Source organism: Dyadobacter sediminis (assembly GCF_005860765.1).
In the GTDB taxonomy this organism is placed as follows: Bacteria; Bacteroidota; Bacteroidia; order Cytophagales; family Spirosomataceae; genus Dyadobacter; species Dyadobacter sediminis.
Genome location: NZ_VCEI01000025.1, coordinates 469475 through 486035, shown reverse-complemented (window position 1 = coordinate 486035; position 16561 = coordinate 469475). Strand labels below are relative to the sequence as shown.

General features: G+C 44.2%; 15 protein-coding genes. 9 read left to right on the top strand and 6 right to left on the bottom strand.

Annotation, left to right across the window (positions count from 1 at the left end; translation table 11 throughout):
• Positions 1–9 precede the first annotated feature (9 nt).
• On the top strand, positions 10–423 hold the full coding sequence (locus FEM55_RS14445; RefSeq protein ID WP_138282067.1) for a c-type cytochrome: 414 nt from the start codon (positions 10–12) through the stop codon (positions 421–423).
• Here FEM55_RS14445 and lptC read toward each other — a convergent pair.
• The 3 genes from lptC to FEM55_RS14430 are packed head-to-tail and all read right to left on the bottom strand — an operon-like array spanning position 420 to position 3019.
• Positions 420–998: an LPS export ABC transporter periplasmic protein LptC gene (gene lptC, locus FEM55_RS14440; RefSeq protein ID WP_229209266.1), complete on the bottom strand. Its 579-nt coding sequence runs from the start codon at positions 996–998 to the stop codon at positions 420–422. The two genes, FEM55_RS14445 and lptC, sit on opposite strands and share 4 nt — an antisense overlap.
• Before the next feature lie 10 nt (positions 999–1008).
• On the bottom strand, positions 1009–2316 hold the full coding sequence (gene bamG, locus FEM55_RS14435; protein ID WP_229209265.1) for a BamG family beta-barrel-assembly machinery protein: 1308 nt from the start codon (positions 2314–2316) through the stop codon (positions 1009–1011).
• Positions 2300–3019, bottom strand: a complete 720-nt coding sequence (locus FEM55_RS14430; protein ID WP_138282066.1) for a type III pantothenate kinase — start codon at positions 3017–3019, stop codon at positions 2300–2302. Before FEM55_RS14430 ends, bamG begins: the two co-directional genes overlap by 17 nt.
• Positions 3020–3515: 496 nt before the next feature.
• Here FEM55_RS14430 and rho point away from each other — a divergent pair, with 496 nt between their 5' ends.
• From rho to FEM55_RS14415, 4 genes are all read left to right on the top strand, one after another.
• Entirely contained in the window at positions 3516–5327 is a 1812-nt protein-coding gene (gene rho / locus FEM55_RS14425) for a transcription termination factor Rho (protein ID WP_138282065.1), read from the top strand.
• A gap of 131 nt (positions 5328–5458) precedes the next feature.
• Positions 5459–5977, top strand: a complete 519-nt coding sequence (locus FEM55_RS14420) for an OmpA family protein (RefSeq protein WP_138282064.1) — start codon at positions 5459–5461, stop codon at positions 5975–5977.
• Positions 5978–5999: 22 nt separating this feature from the next.
• Positions 6000–6173: a hypothetical protein gene (locus tag FEM55_RS24985; protein WP_171036552.1), complete on the top strand. Its 174-nt coding sequence runs from the start codon at positions 6000–6002 to the stop codon at positions 6171–6173.
• Positions 6174–6191: 18 nt separating this feature from the next.
• The gene (locus FEM55_RS14415) at positions 6192–6701 is read left to right on the top strand and encodes a helix-hairpin-helix domain-containing protein (RefSeq protein ID WP_138282063.1); all 510 of its coding nucleotides are present in this window, start codon (positions 6192–6194) and stop codon (positions 6699–6701) included.
• 59 nt (positions 6702–6760) lie between these two features.
• Here the strand turns inward: FEM55_RS14415 and htpG are convergent, their stop codons facing one another.
• Complete coding sequence (htpG, locus tag FEM55_RS14410) at positions 6761–8599, bottom strand: molecular chaperone HtpG (RefSeq protein ID WP_138282062.1); 1839 nt, start codon at positions 8597–8599, stop codon at positions 6761–6763.
• Between the two features lie 237 nt (positions 8600–8836).
• Between htpG and FEM55_RS14405 the strand changes: the two genes are divergently transcribed.
• A complete protein-coding gene (locus FEM55_RS14405; protein WP_138282061.1) occupies positions 8837–9388 on the top strand; it encodes a hypothetical protein in 552 nt (183 codons plus the stop codon).
• 71 nt (positions 9389–9459) lie between these two features.
• On the opposite strand, the gene FEM55_RS14400 is transcribed toward FEM55_RS14405, so the two are convergent.
• The gene (locus FEM55_RS14400; RefSeq protein ID WP_138282578.1) at positions 9460–11892 is read right to left on the bottom strand and encodes a TonB-dependent receptor; all 2433 of its coding nucleotides are present in this window, start codon (positions 11890–11892) and stop codon (positions 9460–9462) included.
• Positions 11893–12238: 346 nt separating this feature from the next.
• On the opposite strand from FEM55_RS14400, the gene FEM55_RS14395 reads away from it, so the two are divergent.
• On the top strand, positions 12239–12961 hold the full coding sequence (locus FEM55_RS14395) for a DUF6962 family protein (protein WP_138282060.1): 723 nt from the start codon (positions 12239–12241) through the stop codon (positions 12959–12961).
• 78 nt (positions 12962–13039) lie between these two features.
• Here FEM55_RS14395 and FEM55_RS14390 read toward each other — a convergent pair whose 3' ends face one another.
• On the bottom strand, positions 13040–13675 hold the full coding sequence (locus FEM55_RS14390; protein WP_138282059.1) for a peroxiredoxin: 636 nt from the start codon (positions 13673–13675) through the stop codon (positions 13040–13042).
• 537 nt (positions 13676–14212) lie between these two features.
• On the opposite strand from FEM55_RS14390, the gene FEM55_RS14385 reads away from it, so the two are divergent.
• Positions 14213–15391 (top strand): cysteine desulfurase family protein, encoded by a 1179-nt coding sequence (locus FEM55_RS14385; protein ID WP_138282577.1) that lies wholly within the window; start codon positions 14213–14215, stop codon positions 15389–15391.
• Positions 15357–16559, top strand: coding sequence for an XdhC family protein (locus FEM55_RS14380; RefSeq protein ID WP_138282058.1), 1203 nt, complete (start codon positions 15357–15359; stop codon positions 16557–16559). Before FEM55_RS14385 ends, FEM55_RS14380 begins: the two co-directional genes overlap by 35 nt.
• Positions 16560–16561: the final 2 nt, after the last annotated feature.

The following is a 16561-nucleotide window of genomic DNA, read 5'->3' as shown; positions in this document are numbered from 1 at the left end:
CGATTTGCAATGATAAAACCAGCAGCTGCTTTCATAGCTTTGTGCGTACTTGCCTCCTGCCAGAATGCCGAGGAATTAAAAAGCGGGCAATACTTTGCCGAAGGTTATCAGTTGTATACGGCCAACTGTTCTAATTGTCATCAGCCGGACGGTAAAGGAATGTCCAATCTTTACCCGCCGCTTGCAGGCTCCAAAAAACTGGCTGACCGATCAGGTGTTGCGTGTATCATCAGAAACGGAATGAAAGGAACCATTCTGGTCAACGGAAAAGAATTCAACCGTCCGATGCCTGCGAATGCAAAGCTGACGGAAATTGAGATTGCAGAAATTGTCAGCTATGTAAGTATGAAATGGGGAAAAGACAGCCTGTATACGCCGATTACTTACGTGCAGAATGCGTTGCAAAACTGCAAGCCGGATTAAGGTCCTGTAAACTTGTAAATACCCGTTGCCTTCCTGAATTTTATCCGCGTAAAATCCTGCTCGGCGTCCATCCCGATTGCATTGGTTATCTCTGAAGTTCTGGTATTTTTAACAGCAAGCGGCTTGTCTGTAAAAACCTTTCTTGTTCTCGGACTCCAGTTTAATTCCGTTGTGGTCAGTGTTTCCTGCGTTTCGGATTTCACAACGCGGACATTTCCTTTCACAATGTAAACGTCCGCATTCTGATCGTATCTTCCCGAATCGGAACGAAGGCGCGTTACGACTGTTCCCAGAGAATCATAAAAACTGATATTGATGGTATCCGGAAAAATTTTGGTTTCATTCTGATAACGAAATGACTTCGGCGTTTTCATCAGCACTTTAAGCCTTCCCTGCTCGCTGTACTTTACTTCCACATTGTTGACAATTTCCAGCGGGCCGGTATAAAGCGCGCCGACTTTGTTTTTCTTACTTTCACAGGCAGTTACAAGCAGGAAGCTGCACAGTAATACACAAAAAGGAGATAAAAACGTATCTCCTTTTTTCCAACTTTTATATTTAAGCCTGCTGATCATAAAGTCCGGCTTAATCAATTTTCTGTTTTACAAACCATCTTTCAAGCAAAGTAATGCCAAGAACGGCTCTTCCATACCTTTCGCGGATCATGCCGTTGCCGGTATTTCCTCTTTGTCCTGCCACAAGGGCAATAGAAAGAAAATTCTGGTAACCACGGCCCATCGGAAAAGTAAAGCCAAGACTCACATTAGTGTCATTTACATCGCGGTTATTGATAGAATAAGGCGTTTTGCCATGACTGAAACCGATGCGGTATCTTACCAGATCAAAATAATTCAGTGAAGTAAAACGCGGTAAATATTCGAGGCCGACATTAAAACGGCCTACATCTTTAAGGCCGTCATTGGTTCCGGCAATGCTTCTGTATTTTGACCACGATTGCCGATTGTAATCCGCAGAAATCACAAGCTTGAACGGCCATTCAAGGCTTGCACCAACCTGATACTGCTCCGGGGTTTTCAGTCCGCCGCCGGCATTATTGATCAATGTGTCCGGGTCTACGATATTAAATGTTCTTTGCGTAACTTCAAATGAGGTTGTCTGGCTTGCATTGATACTGGTACTTAAACTGTAAGCGCCGCCCAGATTCAGGTTCAGCTTATTGTTCTTTTTGATCGGAATCCGCAAAGCTGCACCGCCGCGAAAAGAAATGTCCGAATAAGTAGTACGTTCATTCAAGCTTACGAGATAATCATTGTCCAGATTAACTTGTGTTGCCTGGGGAAGAACCACTTCAGAAGCTTTACGCACGTTTCCGAAAACATAGGAACTCTCCAGACCGATACTCAGGTATTTGCCAATCTGAAATGAATTGGTAAGAGAAGCTTTATTGATACCGCCTTTTCCGCTGGTACTGTAATATGCAACAGCCGGCGTTCCGGGAACCGCGCGCGTGGAAGTGTTTTCGTAATCCACAAAAGTGTAAGGTTTAAGGCTTACACCTATTGCCCATCGCGGGCCAACCGGAAATGACAAGGATACATAACCAAGATTGCCGCCCGTATTACGCTGGTTTCTGCTTCCCGAAACAATATCCTTATACTGACCGATCAAGCCGATATCCAGTGTTGTAAACCGGTTTCGGACCCATAATGCAGGATTCAGGTTATTAACCTGGAAACCGGAGCTGGTACTTACGCCGGACTGGCCCATTCCTGTATGATCAGAATATGACTCACCGTAAAATTCGCCCATGCCCAATGAAGAATAAGGGGAATTGCCCAAACCTTGGGCCTGAAGCGCCGAAGTCAGGAAAGTACAGCTGCAGGTGAGTGTAATTGCAAATGTGAGTATTCTGAATCTACTGTAAAGAGACATTATATGTTAAAATTCTGTTCAATCCTATTAAAACCAATTCCGGCACAAAGATGGCTTGTTTCATGCTACTTTCAAAAAAAGCAGCATCCCCGCCACATAGTACTACGCGTAAAGATGGTGATTTGTGCCGGTACCTTTCAATTATTCCGTTCATTTCTGCTAAAATGCCATTCATTACGCCGCTTTGAAGCGACGATACCGTACTTTTCCCGATCAGTTCCGGATTGTGTTCGGGCTGCACCAGCGGAAGCCTTTTAGTAAACGTATGCATGGCCTCGAATCGCATCTTTACACCGGGAGAAATCAGCCCGCCCTGAAAAGTTCCGGTGCGGTCAATCAGGTCATAAGTAATGCAGGTTCCCATATCCACAACCACGACATCTTCATGGGGGTAAAGAAAACCGGCACCGGCCGAAGCGGCAATCCGGTCTGCACCCAATGTATGCGGTGTATCGTAGTTTTTTACAATCGGCAGAGGAGTTTCAGGCGAAAGATTATAAATCCGAACCTGCAATCCGAGCGCTTCTCTGAACTCTTCCACGGAACGGTTTACAGACGAATAAAAAATGTTGTCCGGAACGTTTGAGCGTACAGTCCGGATCATTTCTTCAAAATTTAAGCCTTTCGTATAGCGTATCAGTTTTTCTTCCTGAAACCAGCCGATCTTCGAATACGTATTACCTGAATCAATTACAACATTCATATTGCATGCAAAAATCAGATATTCTGTCAATAAATACTAATCGTGTGTTGCCGGCACTTTTCAGCCAATATTCATTTATAAGGCTCCTGTAATGGCTTTTTTTCCTGTATCAGAGGCAAAATTGCTTGTTGTATTTTTTTTCAATTCGGAAATTTGGAATTGCAATTTTGTTTAATTACCTTCGTCACACTGAGTCCAGTATCGACTTGTAAATCCAAATTCCATCTCGCGATAATCTTCAACGTTATCGAGGTTATAAAAATCTTGCCGATTTATTGTCTTTACTTCCTGTATTATTTTGCAAACTTTTCATAGTTGATCCAACAAAGTTTTTCATTTTGTAAAGCCTTATACCCTAGCTTTCACAAAAAAATTCTTATTCTGATATCAATGACCAACACGTGACCCTCGAGACAGACTTCTCGCATTTGTCCAACCAAATACACAAACTTATCATCCATTTGGTAAAGCGCTTGCTTTACTTTCCATTTTATGTATGCCTACAATTGATGAATTAAACATTAAGCTTCTATCAGAGCTTAGAGAAATAGCAGGTAACCTGGGAATACCCGATCACACGAAACTTCCTAAAAAAGAAATAATCAACAGAATTCTGACACAACAGGAAGCTACTCAGGCTGCCGGTACAACGCCTCCGGGCCAGACTGCAGGCAATTCAGATGGCGTCCAGGTTGATGGTGTTTCGGTGGCTGCGGTTGCTGACACTTCCGTGGAAGAACCCAAGAAAAAAAGAATACGCCGGCCGTCCGATGTTGCCGAGCCCGCAGCGAAGCCGGGTAATAACCGTCCTGCACGTAATAAAAAAGACCAGGCTGCTACGTCATCCGCTCCGTTGTTCGATGCGCCTGCCAAAACAGAACTTCCGGCCCAGAATGATGAAAGGCCTCAAAACATAGATATTGCCGGAGAAAACGATTCGGATAGTGACACATTGAATGACTTGGGCAAAGAAGAAGCCGACAGTCAGTCAGAAAACAGACAAACTCCGGTTTCTGAAAACAACCAGGAAAAAACCAGTGAAAATGTGCAGGAAAATCCGCCTGCTCCAAAAGCAGAAAGAGAATCCCGCCAGAACAATGAAAATGCGGAACGTACGCCTCAACAGCAAAATCACCGCGATGATCCGTCTTCAAAAATAAAGCGCAACTATAACAATTACGTAAGAGAATTTGACGGCTTGATCGTCAATGAAGGCGTACTTGAAATTATGCAGGATGGCGGATATGGTTTTCTTCGCTCGGCAGATTACAATTACCTTGCCAGTCCGGATGATATATACGTATCACCGTCACAAATAAAATTGTTTGGCCTTAAAACAGGCGATACTGTAAAAGGCCAGATCCGTCCGCCGAAAGAAGGCGAAAAATATTTTGCCCTACTTCGGGTTGAAACCGTTAATGGCAAAACAACTGAAGAAATCAGGGACCGCATTCCTTTTGAATACCTTACCCCACTTTTCCCGGACGAATGCCTTAAATTAAGCTCCCGCCCGGATCAGTATTCTACAAGGATTCTGGATCTTTTTGCACCGATCGGAAAGGGACAGCGCGGTATGATTGTGGCGCAGCCTAAAACCGGTAAAACCGTTTTGCTGAAAGAAATCGCCAATGCAATCACACGTAACCACCCGGAAGTTTTCCTGCTTATACTGCTGATTGACGAACGTCCGGAAGAAGTTACAGACATGCAGCGCAGCGTGCGTGCCGAAGTAATCGCTTCCACGTTTGATGAACAGGCTGACCGTCACGTTAAGGTTGCCAGCATTGTTCTGGAAAAAGCAAAAAGAATGGTTGAATGCGGTCACGATGTCGTGATTCTGCTCGATTCCATAACCCGTCTGGCACGTGCGTACAATACGGTTGTTCCGTCTTCCGGTAAAATTCTTTCCGGTGGTGTGGATGCCAACGCGCTGCATAAGCCGAAACGTTTTTTCGGCGCAGCCAGAAATGTAGAACACGGCGGATCTTTAACCATTATCGCAACGGCCCTGATTGATACAGGTTCCAAAATGGACGAGGTTATCTTTGAAGAATTTAAAGGTACCGGTAACATGGAACTGCAGCTTGACCGCAAACTTTCAAACAAACGCGTATTCCCGGCCATTGATGTAATGGCATCCGGAACACGCCGTGAAGATTTGCTTCTGGATAAGGAAACACTTAAGAAAGTCTGGATTCTCCGAAAACACATGTCGGATATGAATGCCATGGAATCCATGGATTTCCTGCTCGAACATATGAAAGGAACCCGGAACAATGAAGAGTTTCTGATTTCCATGAACCGATAAGTAAAGAAGCCCGGGTATATATCCGGGCTTTTTTGCTTTATAGTATGTACGGTTGCAAGTTACAGGCAGGAAGGTTATTTTTAGAAAACGATCATAACTTTCTGGCTACATAAAATTTACTTTCAGGAAAAATGTTTAAAAGCAGGGCGTTCTGGTGGATACTTCTGGTTGTCTGGATGACCGGGGCAACTTACTGGCATGTCTGCAAAATAAAACAGCTTTGCGGCATTATGCCTTACTATCGCTCCACAACTGTAGATGAATCCTCGCTCAACATTACGGACGGAAACAAACTGAACCTGGAATCTACCGGCAACATTACCTTTGCAAGATCGGAGGCAGCTGCCAATTATAATGCTGCCAAACCGGAACTTGATTCGATGGTAAGATATCTTAAAGCAAATCCGGCCAAATACGTAATGATAAAAGGAGCTTATCTGCCGGACGAAAAGAACTACACTACTTTTTCCAACCTCGGACTGGCCCGCGCTTCCAATATTAAAAAATACCTGATCATTCAGGGCCTGCCCGATTCCATTTTTACTATTTCAAGTCAGGTTCGACTGAATAATGGGAACCAGAAAGATGCTGTGGTCGGAGGAATCGAATTTCAGTTTTCCAGCCGCCGCTTACCCTCGCTCGTTCAATAATGTATTTTAAATTTCTGATACCATGTTTGATCTTAATCCATACGGAAATTCCAACGCTCCCTGGCAACACATCATTATGATTGGCGTAACGGCCTGCCTGGGATTTCTGGCTGCCTATATGCCCGGCAAAAAGAAAGTGAGTGAAATGGAACATAAACTCAAACGCATCAGCAGCGAACTGGAAGGCTATCAATAAACAGCAATATCTTTTACAATGGAATTAAATCCTCAGAGCTTGTCGGGAGCAATTGCAGAAATACTGATCTTACTTTTCATTGCGGCAAGTACCGGATGGCTGTGCGCCAGAGCCATTATCAACAAACAGCTTTACAAGATCAATCTGGAAATCACGCAGAAAAAGGCGGAACTTGCTCATTACAAAATCACGCATAATGAGCACACGTTCGAACCAACCATAGCCAAAGTTTCCAAAACCGTTTATCCCGATCATATCAAAACGATTGCCGAACCGGATAATTTTTTGCTCATTGAAGGCATTGGCCCAAAAACAGTCGAACTGCTGAACAAGGAAGGAATACTCACTTTTGAACAGCTTGCAGGAACTTCGGCCATTATGCTTTCCGGAATCTTGAAAAAGGCCGGTCCCAGGTTTCAGATTCAGGACCCGACGTACTGGCCGCAGCAGGCGAGTTTTGCAAAAGACGGACAATGGGAACAGCTGAAAGAATATCAAACGTATCTGACAGCAGGAAAAAGCAACTGACCAGCATAAAAAAAGGCCTGCACGCATGCAGGCCTTTTTTGCTGATACCAATTCAGAACTTACAAACTGGTTACGGTTCTCTGGATAAACTTCGTCAGATCATTACCTGTCAGCAATCCTTGCGAGAGCAATGCAAGATCGTAAACCTGTTTTGCAAGTGATTTCTGATCTTCTTCGCCTTCTGTCTGGAGAATACGGCTGATCACCGGATGATTGGAGTTCAGCGAAACGGTATACATCAGCGGCATGTCGCCGAACATGGACCGCTGTCCGGAACTTGCCTGCATATCCGTCATGCGGCGCATGAATTCAGGAAAGGTAATGACAACCGGCAGCTCGTCAACCGGCATGGCTTCCACCTGAACGTGCGCGCTTTTACTTCCGGCTACTTCCTCAAACACTTTTTTCACTTTTTCCTGATCGTCACTTGAAAGGATGCTTTCCAGCTTGACATCCTTTTCAACCAGTTTGTCGAGCGTATCGGCATCCACACGTTTGATGCTGATTTTTTCCAGTTTCTGTTCAAGTGCGTTGATAAAGTGCGAATCAATGACGCTGTTCAGTATCAGTACGTCATAACTTCTTTTCTTGGCCGACTGGATAAATGCATCCTGCTTGTTTTCGTCCGTAGTATAAAGGAATATCTGCGTATCGTTCTTGTCCGTCTGATTTTCCCTGATATGCTCGCGGTATTCTTCAAAGGTGAAAAACTGGCCGTCCGTATTTTTCAGCAAACAGAAATCCTTGGCTTTTTCGTAGAATTTGTCATCGCTGATAATTCCGTATTTTACAAACAAACCGATATCATCAAACTTCTTCTCAAAACCCTCACGGTCATTTTTGAAAATCTCGGATAACTTGTCAGCTACTTTACGCGTGATGTAGCCGTTGATTTTCTTCACATTTCCATCGGCCTGCAGGTAACTTCTGGAAACGTTCAATGGAATATCCGGAGAATCGATTACGCCATGCAGCAACTGCAGAAAATCGGGAACAATGTCTTTAACTTCGTCTGTAATAAATACCTGACGGCTGTAAAGCTGAATTTTTTCACGCTGTCCCTGAAAATCGTTTTTCAGTTTCGGGAAGTACAGCACGCCGGTCAGATTGAAAGGATAATCCACATTCAGGTGAATCCAGAAAAGCGGGTCTTCGCTGAACGGATAAAGTTCTTTATAGAAAGCCAGATAATCTTCATCGCTCAGATCGGAAGGATTTTTGGTCCAGATCGGGCTCGGATTGTTGATTACCTTGTCTTCAAATTCAATTTCAACAGGCAGGAATTTGCCGTATTTTTCAAGAATGCCGCGCAGACGGTGTTCATCCAGGAACTCTTCCGAATCCGCAGCGATGTGCAGGATGATATCCGAACCGCGTTCTGCTTTCTCGGCTGCAGACAGTTCAAATTCGGTGGAACCGTCGCATTGCCAGCGAACTGCTTCGGTATCTTCTTTATAGGATTTGGTGATGATTTCAACATTTTCCGCAACCATATAGGCCGAATAGAAACCCAGACCGAAATGGCCGATAATGCCTTTGTCCCCTTTTCCGTCTTCGCCTTTGTCCTTGTATTTTTCAACGAACTCGGTAGCACCGGAAAAAGCAATCTGATTAATATATTTCTTGATCTCGTCCGCCGTCATACCGATCCCGTTGTCGCTGATGGTGATCGTTTTGGCTTCTTTGTCCAGTTTCACAACAACTTTAAGATCGCCCAGTTCGCCGTTGAATTCGCCATAAGAAGCCAGTTTTTTGATTTTCTGCGTAGCGTCAACAGCGTTGGAAACCAATTCTCTTAAAAAAATTTCGTGGTCCGAATAAAGGAATTTTTTAATAATCGGAAATATGTTCTCGGTATGAATGCTTAGGTTCCCTTTTTCCTGAATCACTGATTCCATAGTTATTCTGTTTTGGTTTTATATTTTAGAATTGCTTTCTGCGTTGCAATACTGCATAAAAATATGCGTTCCAATTACAATTATATTTCCGGCAAGCTGACACATTGTCAGTCATGCACCATTATAAGCAGTGACGGACAACAAACTGGCAAGTGACCTGCTTTTTTCTTAATATTGCGGCGAGGATATAACTCAACCAAATTTTCAAACCAGTTCTCAAGAACACGAAACACAAGTATGAACCTGATTAAAAAACTTATTGCCGGCGTGCTATTGTTAAGCGGGATATCTGCATGTACTACAATGAATTCCGTTCCTTTGTCCAATTACACTGTTTTTACAGAAGATCTGCGGAGAGACCTGGAAGCCGCCAATATTCCCATCAGCAAGGTTCAGTTTTTCAATGACAAAGCCATCAACATCCGCCGCGAAGTTTCCGACCCGAACGATATCAAGGTCAATCCGGAAGGACAGATTACCATGAGCAACGGAAAAAGCATTCAGACGATCAATGTGCTTCCTTTTACGCCCGGCGTTGCACTAAGTTCGGACAACGGCGTTATCAACGTTTCCTGGGACGATACGCAGCAGGATACCAAAGGAATGAAGTTCAATCTCAGCGGCCAGCATTATTTTCTGGACATTCTGCCGAATAACAAGTTTCAATACAAAGAACGCACATTTGATTTGCAGGGCGGAAGCGGAACGCGTCTCTTCGTAAAAAAGGACCTTTTGAAACAGGTCAAGAATGAAAGGGAAACGCTGAAAGGAAGAAAAGTAAATCAGTAATTTATAAAAGTCGTAACGAAAAAAGGCCGGAGCAAGTCCGGCCTTTTTTCGTTAACAGGAGTAAAATACAATTATTTCTGTGCATCACCGCCTCCGACAACATCCGTATTGTCTACTGATTTTGTTTTCTTTTTCGGCGCATTGAAGTTCATTTTCCCGATTGAATAATTGAAAGTAATTTTAAAGTTACGGTTGTAAAGCTGCGTTTGTCCGGTTTGTATGAATTGTGCCGAATTCAGGTCAGAAGTAAAACGTACGCCTTTTGTAGCGAAGTTTTCAGCAGCAAATCCGATGCTTCCCTTTTTATTTGCGAAATCCTTCTTGAAGCCCATCGAATACATGTAAAAACCCGTCCGCGTTCCTTGCAGCTGGATTTCCTTTCCGCGGTAAAAGCCAAATGCCTGCAAACCCCAGCCCTGCGGCAGTGAAAGTTGTGACATCAGTCTTCCGCCATAATTAAAACCTGAATTGCTGATCCGTTCCGAAGTGCCGGATTCCGTAACAGCCTGTCCTTCCAGGTACGAATGCAGGATGTCGACACTTCCGTTCAGAGTCCATTTCGGTGTCAGATAAACGTTTGCAAAAACGTTCATCCCGTATGCCTGCTGCTTTCCGATGTTTTCAAAAGTGGTTACAATGGCACCCTGCAACGTATCCACGGCCATTCTGACCTGCGTAATGGAATTGTTGGTCTGCCGCATGAAAACGGACGCATTTACATATGTTTTCTTGATATTCGTACTCATTGCCAGCTCGAAATTATCCGTCAGTTCCGGACTTAAAGCCGGATTTCCCGTACTGATGCTTTGCGGATTGGAAAGGTTCACATTCGGGTTCAGCTGCTGAATTCCGGGGCGTTGGATCCGGCGGTTATAGGCTGCTTTAAGCGTTGTACTTTCGGAAATGCTTTTGGATACGTTGATGCTCGGAACGATATTTCCGTAGTTCGGAATGGCGACACTGCCTTTTTCACCCAGATCGGCCGTTATTCCTGTAAATTCGTATCTTGTTCCTACCTTGAAAGTATACTTGTTTCTGGTCGAAAGCGAGTAGGAAGCATAACCCGCCGCTACATTCTGGTTGTAGTTCAAAACGCCCGACGGATTGTCTGTACTCAGTGAAAAATCGCCGGCTTCGGTTGCTGTCAGATATTTAAAGTTGCTGTTTACAGTGCGGAAAATGCCTTTTACACCAAATTCCACAAGCTGGTTTTTACCAATCGGCGTTTGATAATCCGTTTGTAACGTAAATTCGGTGTTGTAATTCTTGTTGTCATTTTTCAGTCTGCCGCTGATCGCACCGGATTCGTTCAGCAAGTCTGTGTTGAAATTGTTGGTTAAATTCGTTCTGCTGTAAAGCGTTGAAATGCTCCACTCCTGCTGCGGCTTGAACGTCCGGATGTAATCCACATTCATATCCACGGTTCCGGACAAATCCTTGCGGTCTACTTTCCGCTGCGAGTTCTGGTCCAGAATACTGTTTTCAAACTGGCTGATGTAAAGATTCTGCTTCTGAATAAAATTTCTGGTTCCGTAACGCAGCCCGGCGGACAATGCCTGATTTTTGCCCAGATCATAATCCCAGCCCAGCGTATACTGTCCGAACAAACCTCTGTCTTTGGCATCCGAAGTTTGTTTGGTCAAATAGGAATTACCCTTTGAAAAAGTAGTTTGATCCAGCAACGATTCTGCTTTATTATAAAATGCACGGCCAAATCCGCCAAGTGTAAAGCCCATTTTACCTTTGCGGTAACTGCCGTTCAGCCCCAGGTTCGTACCGCGGTTGCCGACGCCGGAATCAATGTTCAGCGTAAGTCCCTGCAGATTGTTTTTCTTGGTTACAATGTTGATGATCCCGCCTGAACCTTCTGCATCGTATTTGGCCGAAGGCGAAGTAATGACTTCAACCGACTTGATCATATCGGCCGGAATCTGCTTTAATGCATCCGCAACGTTACTGGCGATGATGGTTGAAGGCTTGTTATTGATCAGCACGCGGATATTGGAGCTTCCTCTCAATGAAACATTTCCGTCCAGATCTACCGAAAGCATCGGAACTTTTCTCAACAGATCGGACGCATCGCCGCCTTTGGAAGTAATGTCTTTTTCAGCATTGAAAACCAGCCGGTCCACTTTTTCCTCGATCAGCGATTTCTCGCCCGTAATCGTAACTTCTTTCAGATTCTGAATGCTCGATGACAGCTGAATGGAGCCAAGTTCAACGTCTTTGCCTTTTTCCACTCTGATGTTGCCGATGGTTTTATCTTTAAAACCGATAAAGGAAACAAGCAGCTTGTAATTACCGGGAGCAACTTTCGAAATGGAGAATTTACCGGTCTCGTCAGCCGTATTTCCGTCAATGGCTTTGTTGTCAGCAGCACTGAATAATGCAACGCTTGCAAACTCGACGCCTTTGGCAGCTGCTGAGTCCAGTACAATTCCCGAGATTCTGGAATTGCCTTTTACGGTCTGCTCGCTTGTTTCCTGCGCGGGAGCCTGCGCCATTGTTTTACTTGTGCCGGCTGCCAGCGCAACTGCCAGCAAAGCAATCCGGAATTTTAATAAAAATGTTCTTTTCATAATACAAACTGGAAGGAAAGAGGGCTTATTTGTTGTCTCCTGTTTAAATACAATTTTCATTACAAAGAAATAACAACTTTGAAACTTCAAATTTTATAATAGACAGAGAAGACGTTTTTGTCTGCGAAAAGGCATTTTCAGTATCCCGGTTTCGGATCAGTCGAACGAACTTTGCGTAATTATTTGAATATTTGTAAACTGGTATAATTTTATTGCAGCTCATTGCAGCCACCGATTTGTTCACTTCTTACTCAAAAAAACGCCTCAGTACATGAATGATGTTGCCATTGATTTCAGCAAGGTTCATCAGATCCAGGTTTTCGGAATTACTATTTTAGAACCTTCGACTGTTATCTCAAGCCTGATGATGACCGTCATTTGTATCTATGCGTTTGTTCAGCTTGGCAAGCTGCATCGTACGCACCGCATGTACAGGCAGCTTCAGTACTTTTTTCTTTTTATGGGAATTGCAACGGCCATCGGCGGTGTTTTGGGGCATGGCTTTTTGTATATGACAGGAATGCGGGGCAAAATCCCGGGCTGGTTTGCCAGTATGATCGCTGTTGCACTGATGGAACGTGCCGCTATCTGGCATGTAAAACCACTGCTGCAACGAAGAGGCGGACTGATCCTCGGCTGGCTTAATTATGTAGAACTGTCCATTTTCTTTGTACTGACTTTTGTTACGCTCAACTTTCTCATTGTTGAGATACATGCATTCTACGGACTGTTCCTAATGCTTTTCATGATTGAGATCTATGTTTACAGACAAAAGAAAGATCCGGGCAGCAAAGATGTATTCATCGCCACCTTTTTAGGGGCTGCATCCGCCGGCCTGCACGCGCTGAAATTCAGTTTCGGACCGTGGTTCAATTATAATGACATCAGCCATATTACCATGGGCGCTTCCATCTGGTTTTATTATCAGGCAGCCAGACATATGATTTATTATGGTGAAGAAGTTACCAAGCCGGCAGAAGTAATTGAAAGCTGATTTTCCGTATAGCAGTAAACAGAAATGAGGATGTTCAAAACGGGCATCCTCATTTCTGTTTACTGCTTTTCAGCAGAATTATTTGTTAGGCTGAGGCGTGTAACGCAGATATGGTTTAACGATATTCAAACCTTTTGTAAATTTCTTTTCAGCATCTTCGGTACTTACCGCAGGCACAACAATCACATCGTCACCGTCATTCCAGTCTGCCGGTGTGGCAACGGAATAGTTGGCAGTCAGCTGAAGAGAATCAATGACACGCAGGATTTCTGTGAAATTACGTCCTGTAGATGCCGGGTATGTCAGCGTAAGTTTGATCTTTTTGTCCGGCCCGATGATAAACACCGAACGTACGGTAGCTCTTTCACTGGCATTCGGATGGATCATATCGTAAAGCTCAGCCACTGTACGGTTTTCGTCCGCTATAATCGGATAATTGACTTCTGTATTGTTAACTTCATTGATATCCGGAATCCATCGATTATGCGAATCAATATCATCCACACTTACCGCAAGGACTTTCACATTGCGTTTTTCGAACTCACCGGTCAAAAGAGCTGTTCTTCCCAGTTCGGTGGTACAAACCGGCGTAAAATCGCCCGGATGCGAAAACAGCAATCCCCAGCTGTTACCTAACCATTCATGAAACTTAATAGGCCCTTGTGTGGTGTTTGCCTCAAAATCCGGTGCAATATCTCCTAGTCGAAGTGACATAATCTTAATATTTAAATGAAAAAATTAATCTACTAACCTTGTAGGGTTTAACACAAAAATAACTAATAAGTTTCAATTTAGGTATCAATTTATTAAACCATTCCTGCATGGCGGGAAGTATGGGTGCTTTTTTTCTGTCCTGGCCGGGAAAGTTGAGTCTTCTCAACTTTAACCGCATTTTAAGTCGCATTTAATTGCGTTTTAATTGCCTGTAAGCTCCTTTGGATAGGAATTGAAAATCAGGTAAATTCTGGTTTTCGGTTACAAAAACCGGATTGTTTCGGCATCGTTCAAGGCATTAAATAGCATAACAAACGTGTTTGCTATTATTCTGATTAATACCAACCAATACCATGTTAAATCGTAAGCTGGTTCAGTGAATGAAATGGCTTGAAGATCTTCATAATTGTAGTTAACCTGTTCGTTTTAGTTTCAGAAACCATCTCATGCATAAAATGGGATGGTTTTTTGTTTATATTGAACTATAAATAATGTTTTTGTTTTCTTGAATCAGAACAACATTGCAACTGAATGGCTCTGAAACTGCCCGTATATCTTGACAATAATGCAACAACGCCGATGGACCCGAGGGTTCTGGAGGAAATGCTGCCTTATTTTACAGAGAAGTTCGGCAACGCCGCCAGCCGTACGCATTCGTATGGCTGGGAAGCAGAAGAAGCCGTTGATATCGCACGTGAAAATGTGGCCGCGCTCATCGGCGCGCATCCGCATGAAATCGTGTTTACTTCAGGCGCTACGGAAGCGGTCAATTTGGCCATCAAAGGCGTTCTGGAAAATTTTCCCGGTCAGAACAAACACATCATCACGGTTGCCACGGAGCATAAAGCCGTTCTGGATACGTGCAGGCATCTTGAAAAAACAGGAACCCGCGTTACTTATCTGCCGGTTTCCGGACAGGGCACCATCGATCTTGTTGAACTTGAAAAGGAAATTACGGATCAAACCGTTCTCATTTCGGTGATGTATGCCAACAATGAGACCGGCGTCATCCAGCCCGTTCAGGAAATCGGAAATATAGCCAGACAATACCGAATTCCGTTTATGACCGATGCAACGCAGGCTGTGGGCAAAATTCCTGTTAATGTAAATTCAGACAACATTGATCTGCTGACGTTCAGCGCTCATAAAATATACGGCCCGAAAGGAACAGGCGCGCTTTTTGTCAGGAAAAAACATCCGGCAGTTTCCATTATATCCCAGATTGATGGCGGAGGCCATGAACGCAACATGCGCAGCGGTACGCTCAATGTACCCGGAATTGTGGGTCTCGGCAAAGCCTGTGAATTATGCAATGAGGAAATGGATGCTGAAAACGAAAGGTTAACGCTGCTCCGTAATACTCTTGAAAACCAGTTATTTGAATTAGGCGACGTTCACATCAACGGAAAAGACAGCCTGCGGCTTCCGCATGCGACGAACATTTCATTCCGGTATATAGACGGTGAAAAACTGATTTTTGAAGCCGGAAACAACATGGCTTTTTCAAGAAGTTCTGCATGTACGTCTGCAACGCTCGAACCCAGTTATGTACTGAAAGCAATGGGCCTGTCGGATGAAATGATCCATAATTCCTTTCGTTTCAGCTTCGGCAGGTTTTCAACTGATGACGAGCTTTCGCATGCCGTTCAAATCATTTCCAAAATAGTTAAAGAACATCGTAATGAAAGAAATTACGGACATCATAAAATCCTATGAACGTGCCGTAACCGCCGGAAAGAAAATGGCGCTTGCAACCGTTGTACATGTAGAAGGCTCCTCTTACCGCCGCCCCGGCGCACGCATGCTGGTGACAGACGACGGGCAGCTTACCGGTGCGATCAGCGGCGGATGCCTGGAAGGCGATGCGCTGCGGAAAGCATTGCTTGCCATTTCGCAGCAAAAAAACAAACTGGTTACTTACGATACAACCGACGAAACGGACACAACACTCGGCGTTCAACTTGGCTGTAACGGCATCGTACATATTCTCTTCGAACCCATTCTTCCCGATCAGCCGAATCATCCGGTCGCCTTGCTGAAAAGAGTTGCCGAAAAAAGGCAGAACGCGGTACTGATCACTTTGTTTTCGCTTCATTCCAGAAACGCAAATCAGCCGGGAACCTGTTATCTGGACCTTGAGACGGATCAGATTACTGTCAGCAATTTAGCTGAAACCGATTTCAATACGATTTTACAGGACGAATCGGATCTGGCTAAAGAAAGACAGGAATCGGCTTTCAGGACATTCAGTTTCAAGAACCAGAAACTCACCGGATTTGTAGAATACCTGAAAATTCCGCCGTTACTTGTGATTGCCGGAGCCGGGAACGACACCATTCCATTGATGGAAATGGCTTCTGTACTGGGCTGGGAAATTACCATTGTGGACGGCCGCGCCGGACATGCAACCATACAGCGTTTTCCAAAAGCCAAACATGTCTTTGTAACCAAATCGTCAGGCGTTCTGAACTTGATCAGCGTGGACTCACGGACTTTTTTCGTATTGATGACACATAATTACAACTACGATCTGGCTTTGCTCAAAGAACTGATTGCGTTGGAAGAATGCATTTACATAGGTTCTCTGGGACCAAGAAAAAAGCTGGAAAGGATGTTTGATGAACTGGAAAATAACGGAATGACAATCTCCGAACAGCAGAAGTCAAAAGTATTCGGGCCGGTCGGGCTGGATATCGGGGCTGAAACTTCCGAAGAAATTGCCTTGTCCGTACTGGCCGAAATCAAGGCGGTTTTGAACGGGAGAACCGGTATTTCGTTACGCGAAAAATCCGAACCTATTCACAGCCGTACGGATCAGAAAGTAGATTATGCAAAAACGGCACGCGAAGATTTCCTTTGTGCGATACAAACCTCGGAATCCTGAAA